Source organism: Cellulomonas chitinilytica (genome assembly GCF_016862675.1).
Lineage (GTDB): Bacteria > Actinomycetota > Actinomycetes > Actinomycetales > Cellulomonadaceae > Cellulomonas > Cellulomonas chitinilytica.
In genome coordinates this window covers 1-17,958 of record NZ_BONK01000001.1, presented here as the reverse complement: position 1 = coordinate 17,958, position 17,958 = coordinate 1, and the positions used below count along the sequence as shown (strand labels likewise).

At 74.3% G+C, this 17,958-nt stretch carries 17 protein-coding genes; 13 read left to right on the top strand and 4 right to left on the bottom strand.

Annotation, left to right across the window (positions count from 1 at the left end; translation table 11 throughout):
• Positions 1 to 231 precede the first annotated feature (231 nt).
• The 4 genes from Cch01nite_RS00085 to Cch01nite_RS00070 all read left to right on the top strand — a co-directional run bounded on the left by Cch01nite_RS00085 (position 232) and on the right by Cch01nite_RS00070 (position 4,554).
• Positions 232 to 1,224, top strand: coding sequence for a hypothetical protein (locus Cch01nite_RS00085; protein ID WP_203747066.1), 993 nt, complete (start codon positions 232 to 234; stop codon positions 1,222 to 1,224).
• An 80-nt stretch (positions 1,225 to 1,304) separates the two neighbouring features.
• Positions 1,305 to 2,570, top strand: coding sequence for an MBL fold metallo-hydrolase (locus Cch01nite_RS00080; protein WP_203747064.1), 1,266 nt, complete (start codon positions 1,305 to 1,307; stop codon positions 2,568 to 2,570).
• A gap of 52 nt (positions 2,571 to 2,622) precedes the next feature.
• On the top strand, positions 2,623 to 3,513 hold the full coding sequence (locus Cch01nite_RS00075; protein WP_203747062.1) for a hypothetical protein: 891 nt from the start codon (positions 2,623 to 2,625) through the stop codon (positions 3,511 to 3,513).
• Between the two features lie 108 nt (positions 3,514 to 3,621).
• A complete protein-coding gene (locus Cch01nite_RS00070; protein ID WP_203747059.1) occupies positions 3,622 to 4,554 on the top strand; it encodes an aldo/keto reductase in 933 nt (310 codons plus the stop codon).
• Between the two features lie 27 nt (positions 4,555 to 4,581).
• Here Cch01nite_RS00070 and Cch01nite_RS00065 read toward each other — a convergent pair whose 3' ends face one another.
• Together Cch01nite_RS00065 and Cch01nite_RS00060 are read right to left on the bottom strand one after the other, a co-directional pair.
• Positions 4,582 to 4,977, bottom strand: coding sequence for a VOC family protein (locus tag Cch01nite_RS00065; RefSeq protein WP_203747056.1), 396 nt, complete (start codon positions 4,975 to 4,977; stop codon positions 4,582 to 4,584).
• A complete protein-coding gene (locus Cch01nite_RS00060) occupies positions 4,974 to 5,258 on the bottom strand; it encodes an ArsR/SmtB family transcription factor (protein ID WP_203747053.1) in 285 nt (94 codons plus the stop codon). The genes Cch01nite_RS00065 and Cch01nite_RS00060 overlap by 4 nt, the downstream gene beginning before the upstream one ends.
• Positions 5,259 to 5,497: 239 nt before the next feature.
• On the opposite strand from Cch01nite_RS00060, the gene Cch01nite_RS00055 reads away from it, so the two are divergent.
• From Cch01nite_RS00055 to Cch01nite_RS00030, 6 genes are all read left to right on the top strand, one after another.
• Positions 5,498 to 6,121, top strand: a complete 624-nt coding sequence (locus Cch01nite_RS00055; RefSeq protein ID WP_203747050.1) for a hypothetical protein — start codon at positions 5,498 to 5,500, stop codon at positions 6,119 to 6,121.
• Positions 6,088 to 7,500, top strand: a complete 1,413-nt coding sequence (locus tag Cch01nite_RS00050; RefSeq protein WP_203747047.1) for an ice-binding family protein — start codon at positions 6,088 to 6,090, stop codon at positions 7,498 to 7,500. Before Cch01nite_RS00055 ends, Cch01nite_RS00050 begins: the two co-directional genes overlap by 34 nt.
• A 176-nt stretch (positions 7,501 to 7,676) precedes the next feature.
• Positions 7,677 to 8,813 carry an AAA family ATPase gene (locus tag Cch01nite_RS00045; protein ID WP_203747043.1) on the top strand — a complete coding sequence of 379 codons (1,137 nt, stop codon included), beginning with the start codon at positions 7,677 to 7,679 and terminating at the stop codon, positions 8,811 to 8,813.
• Positions 8,810 to 9,214: a bpX5 domain-containing protein gene (locus tag Cch01nite_RS00040; RefSeq protein WP_203747040.1), complete on the top strand. Its 405-nt coding sequence runs from the start codon at positions 8,810 to 8,812 to the stop codon at positions 9,212 to 9,214. Before Cch01nite_RS00045 ends, Cch01nite_RS00040 begins: the two co-directional genes overlap by 4 nt.
• Positions 9,205 to 10,911: a hypothetical protein gene (locus Cch01nite_RS00035; protein ID WP_203747036.1), complete on the top strand. Its 1,707-nt coding sequence runs from the start codon at positions 9,205 to 9,207 to the stop codon at positions 10,909 to 10,911. The genes Cch01nite_RS00040 and Cch01nite_RS00035 overlap by 10 nt, the downstream gene beginning before the upstream one ends.
• The gene (locus Cch01nite_RS00030; protein ID WP_203747033.1) at positions 10,908 to 13,439 is read left to right on the top strand and encodes a bpX6 domain-containing protein; all 2,532 of its coding nucleotides are present in this window, start codon (positions 10,908 to 10,910) and stop codon (positions 13,437 to 13,439) included. Before Cch01nite_RS00035 ends, Cch01nite_RS00030 begins: the two co-directional genes overlap by 4 nt.
• An 84-nt stretch (positions 13,440 to 13,523) precedes the next feature.
• Here Cch01nite_RS00030 and Cch01nite_RS00025 read toward each other — a convergent pair whose 3' ends face one another.
• Both Cch01nite_RS00025 and Cch01nite_RS00020 read right to left on the bottom strand, forming a co-directional pair.
• Positions 13,524 to 14,045 carry a hypothetical protein gene (locus Cch01nite_RS00025; protein WP_203747030.1) on the bottom strand — a complete coding sequence of 174 codons (522 nt, stop codon included), beginning with the start codon at positions 14,043 to 14,045 and terminating at the stop codon, positions 13,524 to 13,526.
• Between the two features lie 98 nt (positions 14,046 to 14,143).
• A complete protein-coding gene (locus Cch01nite_RS00020) occupies positions 14,144 to 14,563 on the bottom strand; it encodes a pyridoxamine 5'-phosphate oxidase family protein (protein WP_203747027.1) in 420 nt (139 codons plus the stop codon).
• Between the two features lie 126 nt (positions 14,564 to 14,689).
• On the opposite strand from Cch01nite_RS00020, the gene Cch01nite_RS00015 reads away from it, so the two are divergent.
• The 3 genes from Cch01nite_RS00015 to Cch01nite_RS00005 form a co-directional block, all read left to right on the top strand.
• Complete coding sequence (locus tag Cch01nite_RS00015) at positions 14,690 to 15,877, top strand: TIGR04053 family radical SAM/SPASM domain-containing protein (RefSeq protein WP_203747024.1); 1,188 nt, start codon at positions 14,690 to 14,692, stop codon at positions 15,875 to 15,877.
• 115 nt (positions 15,878 to 15,992) lie between these two features.
• Positions 15,993 to 17,150, top strand: a complete 1,158-nt coding sequence (locus Cch01nite_RS00010; RefSeq protein WP_203747021.1) for a hypothetical protein — start codon at positions 15,993 to 15,995, stop codon at positions 17,148 to 17,150.
• A 215-nt stretch (positions 17,151 to 17,365) separates the two neighbouring features.
• Positions 17,366 to 17,958: endo-1,4-beta-xylanase (locus Cch01nite_RS00005; RefSeq protein WP_203747018.1), on the top strand; the 593-nt coding region annotated here is incomplete at its 3' end.

Genomic DNA, 17,958 nt, shown 5'->3' with positions numbered 1-17,958 from the left:
CGGGCAGGCGGACCGAGGGGCATGGGGGCTCCGTGACGATGCGACGACGAGGAGTCGTCCGGTGGACCACTCCTCGCCCCCGATCGACCGGTCCGATGCCGTCGTTCTGGGACTCAGGTCCCCGGTGGCGGCGCGCGTGCCTCGTCCCTGTCCGGCTCCTGGGTCGCGATGTTGCCCGCGCCGTGCCGTCCCCCTAGCGTGAAATGCACCGTCGGCGGCTGGAGGGCACGGATGCCCGTTCCCACGTTCAAGATCCGGTACGACCGTCGCGTGAGCCCGGCGTTCCTCGGTCATTTCGTCGCGGGAGGAGTGGCTGACCGGCTGCGGGTGATCGCCCAGCAGGCCGCGCTGCCTCTCGACCTCCAGATGCGCAAGAACCCCAAGAGCGGCGCTCAGCACGCGACCCTCTACGCCGGCCTGACGGCAGTCCTGAACGTCAAGGAGACCAGGGGCGGCCTGCGCCTCGGTGCCCATCCCACCTGGTCCGAGGGTCCGTACGGCTTCTCGCCGCACTGGGGAGACAGCCTGACGCTCGACGAGGTGCGCAGCGAGTGGAGCCAGATCGAGCTGTACCTCGAGCGGGTGGTCCCGAAGGCGGTGAGGGATCACGGCATGACGGAGGGCGCCGTGCAGAGCGTCGTCAGCAGGAGTGAGAGCGGCGACTGGGCCGTGCTCGACCGGGAGGTCATCCCGTCCTTCGTCGACACCGCTTACAAACGGTCGGTCCTGGACGAGTGCATGGCGCCGATGACGGATGCCGCCTGGGCGGCGGCCGAGTCGCTCGACCGGCCACCTGCGTCGCTCGGTGCCGAGTGCGACCTCCTGGCGGTGGACGCCGACGGACGACTCCTGGCCATCGAGGTCAAGCCGCTGGGAGCGGGGACGATCGCGTGGGTGCCCGCTCAGGCCACCATGTACGCGCGAGTGCTCCAGCGATGGATCGATGTCGACGGCGAGACCGCGCTCGACGGCGCGGCGCCCCGGCAGGTCATCGCGGGCATGCTGGCGCAGCGGCAGAGCCTGGGTCAGGTCGTGGGCTTCTCCGTCGCACTTCCGGACGATCTCCGGGTGACACCGGTCGTGGTGCTCCAGAAGGGGGCCCCGCCTGTGCAGAAGGACAAGATGCGACGGGTCCGAGACGCCCTGGCGAGGCGAGATCTGCAGGTGCCGCAGGTCGAGCTGTACGAGGTGTCGATCCTCGGTGACTTCGAGCGCATCGACTGAGCTGCCTCCCGTGGGAGATCCGCGGACCGAGCGGGCGTCCCGCGGCACCGGTGTCGGTGGTCGGTGCCACCCTCCCCGGCATGACAGAGGAACTGTGGGTCCGCGTGCACCGAGGCACGCAGGAGATCGGCGGCACATGCATCGAGCTCGAGGCCGGCGGTGCGCGTCTCGTGCTGGACGTGGGTCGGCCGTTGTCGGCGCGCGCCGGCGACGCGGTCGAGCTGCCGGCGGTCCGAGGACTCGCGTCGGGCGACGACCCGAGCCTGCTCGGCGTGGTCATCTCGCACGGGCACCTCGACCACTACGGGCTTCTCGACCAGGTCAGCCCGGACGTCCCCGTCTTCGCCGGGAAGGCGGCGGCGGCCGTCGTCGAAGCCGCCCGGTTCTTCTCGCCGGGGCCGTCGCTCCGGCCGACGGTGCACCTCGCCGACCGCGTCCCGCTGCGGATCGGTCCTTTCACCGTCACGCCGTATCTCGTGGATCACAGCGCGTTCGACGCCTACGCGTTGCAGATCGACGCGTGCGGCCGGCGAGTCTTCTACACCGGCGACCTGCGGGGGCACGGCCGCAAGTCCGTCCTGTTCGAGCGACTGGTCGCCGAGCCGCCGGAGCACGTGGACACCCTGATCATGGAGGGCACCCACGTCCGCGCGTCGGCGGACGACGTGCCTGCGCAGCGGACGGAGTCGGAGGCCGACGTCGAGCGTGCGATCGCCGGGACCCTGCGAGCGACGCGAGGCCTGGTGGTCGTGGCTGCGTCGGCTCAGAACGTCGACCGGTTGGTCTCCTGCTACCGGGCGGCCCGGCGGGCGGGCCGGACCCTGCTCGTCGACCTCTACGGTGTCGCCGTCGCTCAGGCGACGAGCCGCAGCTCCATCCCTCAGCCAGGCTTCCCGTCGCTCGGTGTGTGGGTGCCGCGGCGCCAGAAGCTCCGGGTGCTCCGGTCGGGTGAGTTCCGTCGGACCGCTGAGGTTCGCGGGTTGAGGGTGTTCGACGAGCAGATCGCGGCGCGTCCCGACCGCTATGCGATCTACACCGGGTCGTCGTCGATCGCCGAGCTCGCCGCCGGCGCGCTGGACGCCTCGGGCGCGGTGATCTGGTCGATGTGGTCCGGATATCTGAGCGAGGCCTCGGGCACGCGTCTGCGCGGCCTCTGCGCGGCGAAGAGGATTCCCTTCGTCGAGCACCACACCTCCGGGCACGCGAGCGTCGCCGACCTTCGCCGGCTGTGCGCAGCGATCGATGCACGTGCTGTCGTGCCGATCCACACGGAGGGCGCGGCCAGGTACGGGGACTTCTTTCCACGTGCTGCCGAGCGTCGTGACGGTGACTGGTGGGCGGCATGACCGGCCGCGCGCGGTCAGGAGGGCCTGAGCTGTGACGACCCCGGATCGAGCGATGGGCGATCGAGTGGTCGGAGCGCTGCTCGGCTTCTGCATCGGTGAGCACCTCGCCGGGGTGTCCGCCGCGAAGCATCGCCCGCCGTTCGCGAGGCCGTCGTCCCCTCGAACGGGTCACGTCGCCGTCGGCCCGCTCGGCCGCGAGCACCTGCGCTCCGCCGTCGCCGTGGCGAACGCCCTCAGCGCGGGCCCGGGCGAGTACGAACCTGATGCCGCAGCACGGGCGGTCGGGCTGCTCGACGACGGAGACGTCGGGACCCTTGTCGCGCACTCTCTGCCGTTCGCCCTGTGCATCACCACGCGCTCCGGGAACCGGCCGGTGGACATGGTCGACGGGGCGTGGCTCAGTGCGTCGATCCAGCAGGGGTTCGCACCACGGCGACGCGCGTCGGAGCGCGCGGTCGCCCGGGTGGCCGTCCGTGCGGTCGCCTACCGGATCAACGGCGACGACGTCGACGGTCGGGGTGACAGCAGGTACGTGGACGGTCTCGAGCATCCGGGCTACGCGACCGCGCTCTGGTGGGCCGGCGAAGCAGGCCCCCTGCCCGATGACCAGGGCGACGCCGCGCTCCGATACCTCGCCTCCCCGGCCGAGGTCCGGGTCGATCCGAGGAGCGTCGACGAACCGCTGCTGCGGATCTTGGCGGAGGCGACACGGCTGGCCCGATCGCTCGATGTCTCGGAGCACAGCTGGAGCGATCGCGTCGACGGTGCGCACCCCGTTGCTGCCGCGCTCGCAGGTGCGCTGGTGGGCGCTCGTGTCGGGGCGCGGCGGCTGCCGGATCTCGCGCGCTCGCTGGACCTCGCACCGGCTGCCTGGGTGTGTGCGCAGCTCCTCACAGGAGCGGGCCACGATCCTGTCCTCATGAGCGCCTGGGCCTCCCGCTGAGCATCGTCCCGTGGCGGCGGACCGATCGTGCCCAGGCGATCGCTCTCCGCGGCGCCCCGGAGCCGGACGCTTGCGTTCGAGCGCGCTCGAAGCGGCAGGGTGTCGCGCATGACGGACCTGCGACTGGCTCTGGGGACCATCCCGCTCGGCACGACCGTGGACGAGGAGGGCTCGTTCGCGATCCTCGACCGGTTCGTGGAGCTCGGCGGCATCCGGCTGGACACGGCGGACAACTACCCGTTCTGGCAGGACGGCTGCACGGGCGACGAGAGCGAGGCGACGATCGGCCGCTGGCTCGCGGCGCGCGGCAGCCGTGACGCGGTCGTGCTCTCGACGAAGGTCGGTGCGCGCCCGCGCACGCCGGGCGACCGGACGCTCGACGACGTCGAGGGGTTGTCGGCGGCCGCGATCCGGGCTGCGCTCGAGGGCTCGCTGAAGCGTCTGGGCACCGATCGGGTCGACGTCTACTGGGCGCACGTCGAGGACCGGGCCGTCCCCGTGGAGGAGACGGTCGCGGCGTTCGGTGCGCTCGTCGCCGACGGCACCGTCGGCGTGCTCGGCGCGAGCAACCACGCGACGTGGCGGCTGGAGCGGGCGCGGCGGGTCGCGCGCGACCTCGGCGTCGCGCCGTTCACGCAGGTGCAGCTCCGGCACACCTACCTGCAGCCGCGCCCCGGCGTGCACCTGCCGGAGGGTGGGCACACGCTCGCGACGGGGGAGACGTTCGACTACCTGGCGGCCGAGGGCGACCTGACGCTGTGGGCGTACAACACGTTGATGTTCGGCGCGTACACCCGGCCGGACAAGCCGCTGCAGGAGATCTTCGAGCACCCGGGCACGACCGCGCGGCTGGCCGTGCTGCGGGAGGTCGCGGCCGGGCTCGGCGTCTCGGCGAACCAGGTCGTGCTCGCGTGGCTCGTGGCGCACGGTGTCGTGCCGATCGTCGGCGCGACCCGCGTCGAGCAGGTCGAGGAGGCCGTCGCGGGGGCCCGCCTCACGCTCGACGCGGACGTCGTCGCCCGCCTCGACGCCCCGGCCTGACCGTGCGCCGGCGTCCTGCGGCCCCGGTCAGGCCGGCGTCTTCGGGGCGATGAGCTGGATCAGGTTGCCGCACGTGTCGTCGAGGACGGCGACGACGGCAGGCCCGATGTCGGTGGGCGGCTGGGTGAAGGTGACGCCGAGGCCCGTCAGCCGCTGGTACTCGCTCTCGACGTCGTCCACGGCGAACTGCGCGAGCGGGATGCCGTCCTCGACGAGGGCGTCGCGGTAGGGCTTGACCGCGGGGTGGCCGGACGGCTCGAGCAGCAGCTCGGGCCCGTCGGGGGCGTCGGGGGAGACGACCGTGAGCCAGAAGTCGTCGCCGAGCGGGATGTCGTGGTGCGTCGTGAACCCGAGGACGTCCGTGTAGAACGCGAGCGCCGCTCGCTGGTCGTCCACGTAGATGCTGGTGAGCTGGATCCTCATGGGTCGGCCTTTCCTGTGGTGGGCCAGCGCCGCGCGACGGCGTCGAGCGGCGTCGGGTCGAAGTGGTGGAGCTTGGTGCGGCCACGTCGTTCGGTCGTCACGAGGCCGGCGTCCTCGAGCACGGCGAGGTGCTGCGAGATCGCCTGCCGGGTCGACCCGACGCCGTGGCGCATCGTGAGCGTCGTGCAGATCTCGAACAGCGTCTGGCCGTCCCGGGCGGCGAGCTCGTCGAGGATCAGCCGACGGGTCTCGTCGTCGAGCGCCCTGAACACGTCCGTCACACGATCACCATAGGCAAGTCGTCGCTTGCCTGTCACCTGGGTGCGGGCGGGTGAAACCTGTCGGACAGCGCCGACGCTCCGACCAGCACGTTCGCTCCCGATCGGCGCAACGCGGGACGTACGGCCTAGGCCGAACGGGTGGATGCGACCGAACCCTTCTTGGCGCGTCGGAACAGCCCGCGCCGCCGCCCCCTGACGAAGCAGGGGGCCGATCCGGAACATCCGAGGAGTACCCACGCATGTCTGCACCGTCGACCAACCTGCGCCGCATCGCCGGCTTCGCCGCGGCCCCCGTCGCGATCCTCGCCGCGGGCGCGCTGGTCTGGAACGCGTCGTCCGCCGCCTTCACCGCCACCACCCGCAACGCCGGCAACTCGTGGAGCACCGGCCAGGTCACGCTGACCGACGACGACAAGGGCGCCGCCGGGTTCACCGTCACGGGGCTGGTCCCCGGCCAGCACGGCGAGAAGTGTCTCGTCGTGAAGTCGACCTCCACCGTCGCCGGCGAGGTCCGCACGTACGTGCAGAACCTCTCCGCGTCCGCTCAGGGCCTGCAGGACCGCATCATCTTCAAGGTCGAGCAGGGCACCGGCGGTTCGTTCAACGACTGCACCGGCTTCGTCGCCGACGCCGGGACCTACCCCGCGGCGTCCCTGACGGCGATGTCCCAGGCGAACCACGACTACGCGACCGGCGGCGGGAGCTGGGCCACCTCCGGCACGGCGGGCGAGACGAAGACCTACAAGGGCTCGTGGACGTTCGACACGACCGGGATGACGCAGCAGCAGATCGACTCGCTGCAGGGCGCGACCGTGTCGATGGACATGGTGTGGGAGCTGCAGAGCGCGACGCCGCAGCCGTGACCCGGACGGGCGTCTGCGAGCCTGCGGCGACGCAGGCAGGCAGCACCCGTCCCGAGGCACGCCCCGACGCGCGCCCGGCCGTCCTGTCCCGGGACGGCTGGGCCGCGTTCGTCCTCGGCACGCTCTCCCGGTGCTACCTGTCCTTCGTCGTCGCGCTCACCGTGATCGCGGCGCTGCCGCTCGCGTTCGGGTTCCGCGGCAGCGTCGTGCAGACCGGGTCGATGGAGCCGCACATCAGCCCCGGCGACCTGGTGCTGTCCACGCCGCTGCCGCAGGACTCGCCGATCCCGCTCGGCGGCGTCGTCGAGTTCTGGGGACCGGCCGCGGGCGGCGGGCAGCACCGCGTCGTGCACCGGATCGTCGCGCCGGGACGCACGCCCCAGGAGTGGATCACCAAGGGCGACGCGAACGACGACGCCGACAGCACCGCGCTGACCCGCGACAAGATCACCGGGCAGGGGCGCCTGCTGGTGCGCTGGGTCGGGCTGCCGAGCATGTGGCTCGCCGGGCACCAGTACGTCCCCCTCGTGTCGTGGCTCGCCGGGACCGGGGCCGCCGTATGGCTCGCCGCGTGGTCCTGGCCTCGCGACGACGAGCGACGGCGACCCGCACCGGGCCGCAGGCGCGAGCACCTCAAGCCCGCCGTGGCGGTGTCGGTCGTCGCCGTGTCCGTCGCGGGCCTCGTCCTGAACGCGTCACCGGCGTCGTCCGCGGCGTTCACCGCGAGGACCAGCAACGTGCACAACACGTTCGCGGCCGGGACCTGGTCGACGCTGTCGCTCGGCCGGGCCACCAGCTACGCGATCCTCGCGTGCACCCGGATCGCGAACGCCGAGGTCCTGGGCATCGGCAGCTCGATCACGGGCAGCATCGGTGTCTCGCCCGGCACCGGCGTCACCGGGTTCTGGCCGTGGGACGTCACCGGCAGCACCGACAAGAACACCGCGGGAGCGGTGAACGCCCGGACCGACGCCCTCAAGCTGTACGGCGACCTCAACGCGCTCGCCGCGACCGGGACCGCGCCGTCGACCCTCACCGGCACCGTCACCCCCGGCGTGCTGCGCCGGTCCGGACCGGTCACCGTGTCCGGCACCGTCACCTTCGACGCCGGTGGCGACCCCAGCCGCACGTTCGTGGTCAGCGGGTCGTCGCTCACGTTCGCCCCCGGCGCCACGGTCGCCCTGAAGCGCGGCGCCGCGCCGGACAAGATCTTCTTCGTGAGCGGGTCGACGGTCACGGCCGGCGACGGCTCGCAGCTGCGCGGGGTGCTGCTCGCCAACGGCGACGTGACGATCAACCGCGACTCGACCCTCCAGGGCCGCGCGATCTCGCTGCAGGGGGCCGTCACGCTCACCCGGGTGCAGGTCACGCAACCCTGACCTGCGACCCGGCAGGGAGGCGCCTCGCCGTCCGCGTCGACCGCCCTCGGCCCCTGATGTCGAGGCGGCGTGCGCGTCGTCGGGCCGCCTGGGTGAATGTCCTCGTCGACACGGAGGCCCGTCCCTAGACTGCAGGGCCGGTCGGGCGCCCGACCACACCCGGTGGAAGGGACCCGATGGACGACGCCGCACGCCTTCGCCTTGCCGTCACCCGCGCCTGCGACGGCCTGGTCGACCGAGAGGTGCTCGCCGAGGTCGTGGCGCTGTGCGCGGTCGCGGGGGAGCACGTGCTCGTCATCGGCCCGCCCGGCACAGGCAAGTCGCAGGTCGTCCGTCGGATCGCCGGGCAGCTCGGCGGAGAGTACTTCGAGTACCTGCTCGGGCGGTTCACCGAGCCGAGCGAGGTGTTCGGGCCGGTCGACCTGCGGCGGCTCCGCGAGGGCGTGGTCGAGGTGGAGACGACCGGCATGCTCCCCGAGGCCGACGTCGCGTTCCTCGACGAGGTGTTCCTCGGCTCGACGGCGATCCTCAACACGCTGCTCGGCATCCTCAACGAGCGCAGCTTCCGTCGCGGGTCGACGCGGGTGCGCGTGCCGCTGCGGGTGTGCGTCGGGGCGTCGAACAGCATCCCCGAGGAGACGGCGCTGGCCGCGTTCGCGGACCGGTTCCTCGCGCGCGTGTTCGTCGACCCGGTTGCGGACTCCCGGCTCGAGGAGCTGCTCGAGGCCGGCTGGCGCGGTGCCCGCGCGGACGACGACGCGGCTCCGGCCGACGTGGCGGCGGACGAGATGCTGAGCGTCCTCGACCGGCTCACCCGTGCGGCCGACGCGTGCGACCTCTCGCCCGTCCAGCCGGCGCTCGCGACCGCGGTCCGGCGCCTCCGTGCCGCGGGGGTCGCGCTCACCGACCGTCGGGCGGTCCGCAGCCAGCGCCTCGTCGCGGCAGCGGCGGTGCTCGACGGGCGTCACGTGGCGACCACCTCCGACCTGTGGGTGCTGCCGCTCGTGGCGCCGACGGCGGACGCCCAGGCCACCGCCCGCGAGGCGCTCGCCGACCTCGTCGCGGACGGGCGCAACGCCACGCTGGTCGGTGCGGCGGAGGAGCTCGCACGTGGACGTGCCGCGCGCGCCGACCGGCTCGCGAGCTCGGGCCGTGGGCTGCTCGACGACGTCGGGTCCGAGGCGGCGACCGGGGATGCACGGCTGCGGCTCGAGGCGGTCCTGCGGGAGATCGACAGCGCGTTCGACGCGGAGGACATGCCGGAGCACCTCGCCGATGTCCGTGGCCGGCTGATCGGCGCGGTCCGGGCGTGACCGCACCCGCAGCGCTCTCGTGGGTCGTCCGGGAGCCTCCGCTCGCGGCGGCCGCCGTGACGGCGACGGGGACGGCGGCGCGCCTGCTCGCCGAAGAGACCGTCCGGCGCCTGGACACCGGCGCCTCCGGCCTGCGTGCGGCAGGGGCGGGCCGGCGGCTGCTCGTGCTCGGTCCGGCGGACGAGCTGCCGTGGTGCGACGGTGCCCGGTACCTCGGGTGGGACGCCGGCGTGCTCATGCCGACCGGGCGTCGACCGTCGCTGCCCGCCGACCTGGTCGCGGCCGCGGCCCGGCGGCATCTGCGGGGAGCGCCGCTCGTCGCCGTGCTGCCCGACGGCCTGCTCGGCGCGCCGGTCCCGCACCGCGGCGTCGACGCGCAGGCGTTGCAACCGTGGCGCTGAGGAGCGGGGCGACGGCCGCCCTGCCCGCCGCCGTCCAGGGGTGGTCCGCGGCGCTGGCGGCGCTCGAGCCGGCTGTGGTCCACGCGCTCGCGCCGCTGCTCCAGCGCGTCGACGAGCTGGTCGCCCGGCACGTCGACGTCGAAGGGCCCGACGGTGAGCCGGAGGGCTACGGGGGCCTGTCGACCCGGGGAGCACCGGAACGGCTGCTCGCCTCGGAGTGGGCGCTCCTCGACGTGGAGCCGGACGAGTTCCTTCGCCGGGCGGCGTCGCGCGAGCTGCTGCACGTCGAGACCGCGTTCCGGCACGATCCCCCCGGCGGGGTGACGCGCGTGGTCGTCGACACCGGTCCCGCGCAGGCGGGGGCCGCCCGCCTCGTCCAGCTCGCCGCGCTCGTCGTCCTGCACCGTCGCGCGGCGGGGCGGGGTGCCTGCCTCGAGGTCGGGATCCTCGGACACGCTCCGGACACCTGGCTGCAGGGGGACCTGCCCGAGCTCCTGAGCGGGTGGCTCACGTCCCGGCAGGTCACGGACGCCGGACCCGAGACCGTGGCCGACCGGCGCGACGCCGACCCCGACGCCTGGTTCGTCGTCCGGCCCGGGCTCGTCGACCGGCTCCCCGTCCCGGCCAGACCGGTCCGGCAGGTGCTCACCGTGAGCGAAGGGACGTGGTCCGACGCCGGGGTGGTCGGTGTCGACGTGGTGCTCGCCGGTGAGCGCGTGCGGCTGCCCGTACCGCCGGCGCCGGAAGCGCTGCGGGTGCTGCGTGGCCAAGGGTTTCGACGTGAGGCCGTCCCACGCCGTCGGACGACGCGCGACGGGGGGCTCGTCCTGCGCGACGCGATCCTCACCGGTTCCGGGCACGCGCTCGTCGGGCGCGGGCAGGGCCGCCACGAGCTCGTCACGGCACGGATCGTCGAGGACCAGCTGAAGGCGATGCCGCGGGTCCGGCGTCTGCCCGGCCCGGTGGTCGCGGCCGGCGCCACCGGGCGTCGCCTCGTCGTCCTGCACGCGACGGCCGGAGGCGCCACGGTCACGGTGCTCGGCAAGCAGCTGCGCACGTGGGACGGGACGTTCCTCGAGGGCAGCACGCTGCGGCTCACCGAGGCCGAGCTCGCCGGAGCGGCGGTCCTCGCGCCCGTGCACCACCACCAGGGCGAGCTGTGGGTCGGCTGGCCGTCGGCCTGGCACCTGCTGTCGCTCTCGACGGGGGTCACCGTCGCGCCGCAGGCCGTCGCCGTCGTGCCGAAGGACGGGGACCAGGTGGTCGTCGCGATGCGGAACGTGCAGGACAAGGTCGGTGCCGCCGGCTTCGGTGCGGTGGCCGCGCCGCCGGACGCACGCGTGGTGAGCGGCGGCGGGTGGCTCGCGGTCGAGACCGGCGGCGGGACGTGGCGGCTCGTCCACACCCGCCACCGGCAGCTCGACGTCGGGACGAGGCCGGGGTCTGACGTCGTCGGTCTCGTCGAGCTCGACGCCGGCGAGCCGCACCTGGTGACGATCTCCGCCGGACAGATCGTGCTGCGACTCGTCACGCGGGGTGCGGAACGGACGCTCACCTCGCTCAGCGGCGCGCACCAGAGGGTGGCGGTCCACCCGGTCCGTCCCTGGCTCGCACGTGATCTCGGCGAGGGCGAGATCGAGCTGCACGACCTCCGGCGAGGTGTGCGCATCGCGACGTACCCGGGCAACCTCGCATGACGGGCCGACTCCCGTGGCGGGGCGCCGCTCCGGCGGACGTCCTCGTGCTCGACGTGCCCGTGCTCGGGGAGGCCGAGTGCCGCCGCCGCGTGCTGGCCTCGTGGCGACGCGGTGCGACCCTGCACACGATGCCCGACGGCAGGTGGGCCCTGCGCCTGCCCGAGCCCGTGCACGTGCGTGCGGAGCTCGCGCCGGGAGTGCCGCTCGAGCTGGCGTCCGACGACGTGCTGCGATGGTCGTGGCGCGGCCGGTCGTGCTCCGCCCCGATCGGCGACCTCCCGCTCGTCGACCTCGCCCACTGGGTCGACCTGTCCGGTCTCGTGGTCGAGCACCTGGCGGCCGTGGAGCAGGCCGCCCCGGCTCCGGTCGCGGTCGCCGACGCCGTCCCCGCCGAGCCCGCCGTCGACCTGGCGGCGCGCGCCGGGGTCCGGCCGGGGCGTCGGCGCGACGGCGTGGCGGCCGAGCTCGCCGAACGAGCCGCACCGGCGCACCGCGGTGCCGGCAGCCGGGGGCCGGGCACGGGCGAGCGGGTGCCCGGACCTCGATCGGACCTCCTCGCACGTCTGGTGCTCCGGGCGCCCGGGGGCCGGCTCATGGCACGCAGGCACGCCCGGTACGTCGCGGACCTCGCGCGCCAGTTCGAGGCGGGCCGGTACGACGAGGCGCTGCGCCGGGCGATCGCCCTGGGCGGCGGGGTCGGCGGACTGAGCCTGCGGCTCCCGCGGACCCGTGAGGGTGCGCTGCGGCCGCACACCGGTCCTCAGCACGCCGGCCGGTCCGTCGCCCTCGATGCGGGCACGGTCCAGGCCGCGCTGGGCCGCCACTACGAGGAGGCGGCCGCGCGGCTCGAGCGCGACGGTCGGATCGACGAGGCGGCGTACGTCCTGGCCGACCTCCTGGACCGACCCCTCGATGCCGTGCGGATGCTCGAGCGCCAGGAGCGGCTCGCCCTCGCCGCCGAGCTGGCCGAATCACGCGCACTGCCGGCCGAGGTCGCGATCCGTCTGTGGTGGAAGCTCGGGCAGCACGGCCGGGCCCTCGGCATCGCGCGCCGCCGCGGTGGGTTCGCCCAGGTGGCCGCGCTGCTCGGGCCGGACGAAGACCTCGCCTGGCGCGGGGAGTGGGTGCGGCACTGCCGCGACCTGGGCGACCCGTCGGGTGCCGTCCGGGCCGCGTGGCCGCAGCCGTCGTTGCGTGACGAGGTGCAGGGGGACCTGGCGAGCGCGATGTCGCTCGGCGGCCCCGAGGCCGCCGAGATGTTCGCCCTGGCGGTGTCGCACCGGCCCACCGCGGCGGCGGTCGCCGCGGCCGTCGAGCTCCTCGAGACACCGGCCTCGGCCGAGGAGCACGAGCGGCCGGGGGAGCACGACGGGCGACCCTCCTTCGTCGACACCCTCGGCACCTGGCCGGTCGGCGATCCCGTGGTGGATCGCCGCCTCGCCACCGCCGCGGCACGGCTGCTGGTCCGCGATCCGGACGTCGTCGCGGACCTTCCTGACGCGCGCAGGAAGACCCTCCTCGCCGACCTGCACCGCCGCGCGGACCCGCTCGCCGTCGCCGACCTGGCGCGTCGGGGGCCCGTCCGGCGGCCCGACCGCGCCGCGCGGCACAGCCTCGTCCTCGCGGGCCGAGGAGAGCTGCCGATCCTCGACGCCGCCGTCGTCAGGTCCGGGGTCCTGGTGGCGCACGGCGGGTTCGGCACCCGGCTGTACGGTCCGTCCGGTCAGGTGCGGGCCCGGTGGGACGTGCCCGCCGACCGGTTGGTCGTGGCGGACCACGGCGCGGTCGCGCTGCTCGTCGTGGGTGGTGGGCGGTCGACGGAGCTGCACCGGCTCGACCTCGTGACCCGCCGGACCGCCCGATGGGCGGTCGTCGACGTGCGGCGCACGGCGACGACGTTCGACGGCGCGTCGCTCGTGGTGGTGGACGACGGAGGCCTCGCGGCGTGGGACGTCACCGGTGAGAGTCCGAAGGTGCTGTGGCGGCAGCGGCTCGCGCCGGGCGAGCGGGTCCTCGACCTCGCGCGGAGCTCGAGCTCGCTCGCGGCGACGATCCGCGCCGACGGTTCCGGTGAGCTCGAACCGGGCGTGCAGCTGTGGAGATGGTCGCTGCCGGACGGCTTGCTGCGTGCGCGCGGCGTGGTGGACCTCGGCGTCGGCGCGGTCGTCTCGGCCGGGCTCACGGCTGACGGTGCCCTGCTGACCACCACGGGGGACGACGGCGTCGCGTTCCTCCGGCGCCACACCACCTACGGTCAGCCGACCCGCACCCGGCTGGACGACGGGTCGGCCACGCTGGTCGACGCGGGGGCCTGTGTCGCGGTCGTCACGGCGAGCCAGGACGGAGTGCTCGTCTCCGGCGATCGTGTCGTGCCGCTCGGCGCCTGGTCGGTGCTCGTGCAGGGCTCGGACCCGGTCCGGGTCCGTCAGTCGTCCCGGTCGGTCGTCGTGTGCTCGTGGGACGGCCGGGTGCTCGCGTTCGACGCCGCGTCGGGACGTGTCGAGGCGCGGTTCGCCGCGCGCACGTGACGCCTCGGGCGCAGGCCGCGGCTTCGCCGGTGCCACCGCTGTCGCCCGCGTGTCCGTGACCGCCGGGGCGACGAGGCCGGCACGTCAGAACGTCTTCAGGCTCGCGACGATCGGGCCGGCCACCGCCGCTGCGTGCTCGAGGGAGTCCCCGGCGGACGTCTCCACCAGGAACAGCACGCTGCCGTCAGCAGTCGGCACGGGCACCAGGAGCCGCCGCGCGGTCTCGCCCTCGGGCGACGGGCAGTCGAACACCAGGTTCGACGCGCCCAGCACGTCCGACGAGTCCAGGCGTTCGCAGATGACGCCACGGTCGCTGAGGCCTGCGGCCACCCAGACCGCCTGGTCCTCCGCGCCGCGCTGGTCGTCGAAGCGTCTGACGATCACCAGGTCGCGCTCGTCGGACCCCTGCGCCGCCAGGACGACCGCGGCAGGAAGCAGGGACTCGTCCATCCGCTGCCAGTCGGCGGGCACGCGGATGCTCAGCGACTCGTCCATCGTCCTGATCTCGTGGTCGAGGCTCGTCGGGGGCCCCTGGTCGTGCTCGGGCGCTGAGCAGGCCGTGAGCACGAGGAGCAGGGGGATCAGGGCAGATGTGCGCGTCGGCATGCGTGCATCGAAGCAACGGCCGGCGGACGCCCCCGCTGGTCATCCACAGGCCCGCGGGCGCCGTGAGCTGTGGACACCTCAGGGGAGGTGCTGCGACGTCAGCCGGTCAGGTCGACCTCTTCGACCCGCGCGCCGTCGCGGTGGTCGCCGAGCCGCGCCCACGACAGCGTGACGCGGACGACGACGATCCCGGGGTCCGACAGCGAGGCCGCGAACTGCGGGAACGCGTCGACGTAGGCAGCCGCGCACCGGTCGCGGTCGGCACCCTCGGGCAGGTCGGCGTGGCCCTCGGCCTGCAGGGTGGTCCCGTCGGCGCCGCCCACGACGACGGCGACGCGCGGGTCCCGGCGGATGTTCTCGACCTTGCGCGACGTGACGCGGGCGTCGAGCACGAGCTCGCCGCCGTCGGTGGCGGTGAGGGGGAGGTACGCCGCCTGCGGCTGGCCGTCCGGCCCGAGCGACGTCACGACGCCGTCCGCGCGAGAGCGGACGTACCCGACGAGCCCGGCCAGGTCCATCGCCGCATCGTAGGGCCGGTGTCGTCGCGGGAGCCCGGTCGGGACCTAGGTCCGGGGTGCCGCCGTGCGTGGTCCCTAGCGTGACCGGGTGCGCCGGCGTCGGTGCGCGGCGACGAGGAGGCACGCATGGACGGCGCGGGGACCGGACCCGGCCAGCCCTCCCCGGCAGGGCGCGCCCGGCCCGTCCGACTGCTGCACCACGACACGGCCGACCGCCCGTTCATCGTCATCTGGGAGGTCACCCGGGCGTGCGCGCTGGCGTGCCGGCACTGCCGTGCCGACGCGATCCCGCGCCGGGACCCGCGCGAGCTCGGGACCGACGAGGGCCGCAGGTTGCTCGAGGAGCTCGCGTCGTTCGGTGCGCCGCGGCCGCTCGTCGTCCTCACCGGCGGCGACCCGTTCGAGCGCCCGGACCTGGCGGAGCTCGTCCGGTACGGGACGTCGCTCGGGCTGAGCGTGTCGCTGTCGCCGTCGGTGACGCCGCGGCTCACGCGCGACGTGCTCGACGAGCTGCGGGACGCCGGGGCGAAGGCGGTGTCGGTCTCGCTCGACGGCGCCGAGGCGGCGACGCACGACGCGTTCCGGGGCGTGCCCGGCGTCTTCGACGACACGCTCGCCGCGCTCGACGCGGTCCGGGACGCCGGCCTGCGCCTGCAGGTGAACACGACGGTCACCGCGGACAACGTGCACGAGCTGCCGTTCGTGCTGCGGCGCGTCCTCGACGCGCGCGTGTCGTTGTGGAGCGTGTTCTTCCTGGTGCCGACCGGTCGGGGGCAGGCGCTCGACGCGCTGACCGCGCACGACGAGGAGGACGTGCTGCACTGGCTGCACGAGGTGTCCGACCTGGTGCCGGTGAAGGCGACGGAGGCGGCGCACCACCGCCGGGTAGCGGTGCAGCGCGCGGCCACCGACGACCCCGACGCCGTGTTCCCGCCCGGCCCCCTGCGCGTGCGCCTGCGCCGGGCGACGGCACTGGCGCTCGCCGGCGGCGAGTTCCCGCGCCGTCCGCCGCGGCCCCCGATGGACGTGGGGTCGGGCCGGGGGTTCGCGTTCGTCGACCACGTGGGGGACGTGTACCCGAGCGGGTTCCTGCCGGTCGTCGCCGGGTCCGTCCGGGACGTGCCGTTCCCGGAGGTGTACCGGACGTCGCCCGTGCTCAGGTCGCTGCGCGACCCCGCCGCCCTGGGAGGCAGGTGCGGGCGGTGCGAGTTCGCCGCGGTGTGCGGCGGGTCGCGCTCGCAGGCGTACGCCCGCACGGGCGACCTGCTCGGCGACGACCCGAGCTGCACGTTCGAGCCGTCGCGCCGCCGCTGACGGGTGTATCTGCGGGTGCCCGATCTGCCTCCTTCGCCGGTCGTCAGGGCCCTGTCGGGCGCGATCCCGCGCTCTGAGGATCTGTCGTGACGACACACGCAGAGGGGGCACTGCCATGTCCGAGATCGACCTGACCCTGCCACCCGGCCCGCCGGCGACGCCCGTCCCGGCCGGCCGGGCGGAGCCGGAGCCGGAACCCGCACCCGTCGGCCTGGGCGACGAGCCGGAGCAGTGGGGGCACGACCTCGTGCGCCCGGCGTGGCGGGGCGTCGACGGCTGGTTCGACGACGACTACCCGGGCGGGTCCCGGCAGGAGTTCGCGAACCCGACGACGCTCGCGTGGAAGCGCGAGCCGTCGCTGGTCGTGCTGCACACGACCGAGGGCGGCGGGTACCCGTCGGCGGGCACCTACCAGGACGGGCGGTCGGCGCCCCACGCGACGGTCGACCCGTGGGCGCGGACGTTCCGGCAGCACTACTCGCTGAACGAGGCGGCCTGGTCGCTGAAGGCCCCGCCGGGGGTCTCGACGAACACGATGGGGGCCGTGCAGCTCGAGGTGGTCGGGACGTCGGACCCGCGGAACGGTGCGCTCGCGTCGGCGTTCGTGCCGTCGATGCCGGACGGGCCGATGGGGTACCTCGCCGGGCTGGTGAAGCTGATCGCGGACCGCCTCGGCGTGCCGATGACGTCGTCCGTGACGTGGGTCCCGTACCCGGCGTCGTACGGCAACGGCGGCGGCCAGCGGCTCGCGACGTCGACCTGGTACGGGTACCGCGGGATCCTCGGCCACGAGCACGTGCCCGGCAACGACCACGGCGACCCGGGCGCGTTCGACGTCGGACGGTTGCTCGCGCTGGCCGGCGGGGCGCTCCCGACGCCGGGGCCCGCCGGCGGCGCGGTCCCGTCCGCGGCGGGCGGGATCGTCGAGGACGGCGTGTGGGGCTCCGCGACGACGACGAAGGCGCAACAGGTGCTCAGCACGTACGTCGACGGCGAGGTGTGGCACCAGTACAAGCCCAACGCGCAGCCGGGCCTGACGTCGGGCTGGGTCTACGACTGGGAGCCCGGCACGGCGGGGTCGCCGCTCATCGTGGAGATGATGCGGCGCACGGCCGCGGCCGGCCAGTACGACGGGGCGGTCGACGGCGTCGCGGGCCGGAAGTTCTACATGGCGCTGCAGCGCCGGTACGGCACGGTCGTCGACGGCGAGATCTGGCTGCCGTCGCCCGCTGTCCGGGCCATGCAGGCCACCTTGAACGCGGGCGACTTCTGACCGTCCCGGGGTGGTGCTTGCGGGATTCGCCCCGCCTGAAATGTTTCGACCGTGGAGGCGATGGCGGGACTTCTGCAGTGTGAGCGCTAACAGCAACCCGTGGCCCCGTCTCGGCACCCGCGCTCGTTCATCGATGTACACGCGGAGTGCCGACTCCCGCGTCGCGGGTCGTCGCCCCACCCGCCCGGAGGCGGGTGCCCACGGAGAGGTGCCTCATGACAAGGACCCCGGCACGCGGGCGGACGGCGCTCGCCGCCGCGACCCTGGCCGTCGCCACCACCCTCGCCTGCCTGACCGCGGCGCAGCCCGCGACCGCCGCGGAGAGCACCCTCGGCGCCGCGGCCGCGCAGAGCGGGCGCTACTTCGGCACCGCCCTCGCCGGCGGCAGGCTGGGGGACAGCACGTACACCACCATCGCGAACCGCGAGTTCTCGATGGTCACGGCCGAGAACGAGATGAAGCAGGACGCGACCGAGCCGAACCAGAACCAGTTCAGCTACGCCAGCGGCGACCAGATCCTCAACTGGGCGACGAGCCGCGGCAAGCGGGTCCGCGGGCACACGCTCGCCTGGCACGGCCAGCAGCCGACGTGGATGCAGAACATGTCCGGCTCCGCGCTGCGCAGCGCGATGATCAACCACGTCACGCAGGTCGCGACGCACTACAAGGGCAAGGTCTACGCCTGGGACGTCGTGAACGAGGCGTACGCCGACGGCGGCTCGGGCGGCCGCCGCGACTCGAACCTGCAGCGCACCGGCAACGACTGGATCGAGGTCGCCTTCAAGACCGCCCGCGCCGCCGACCCGAA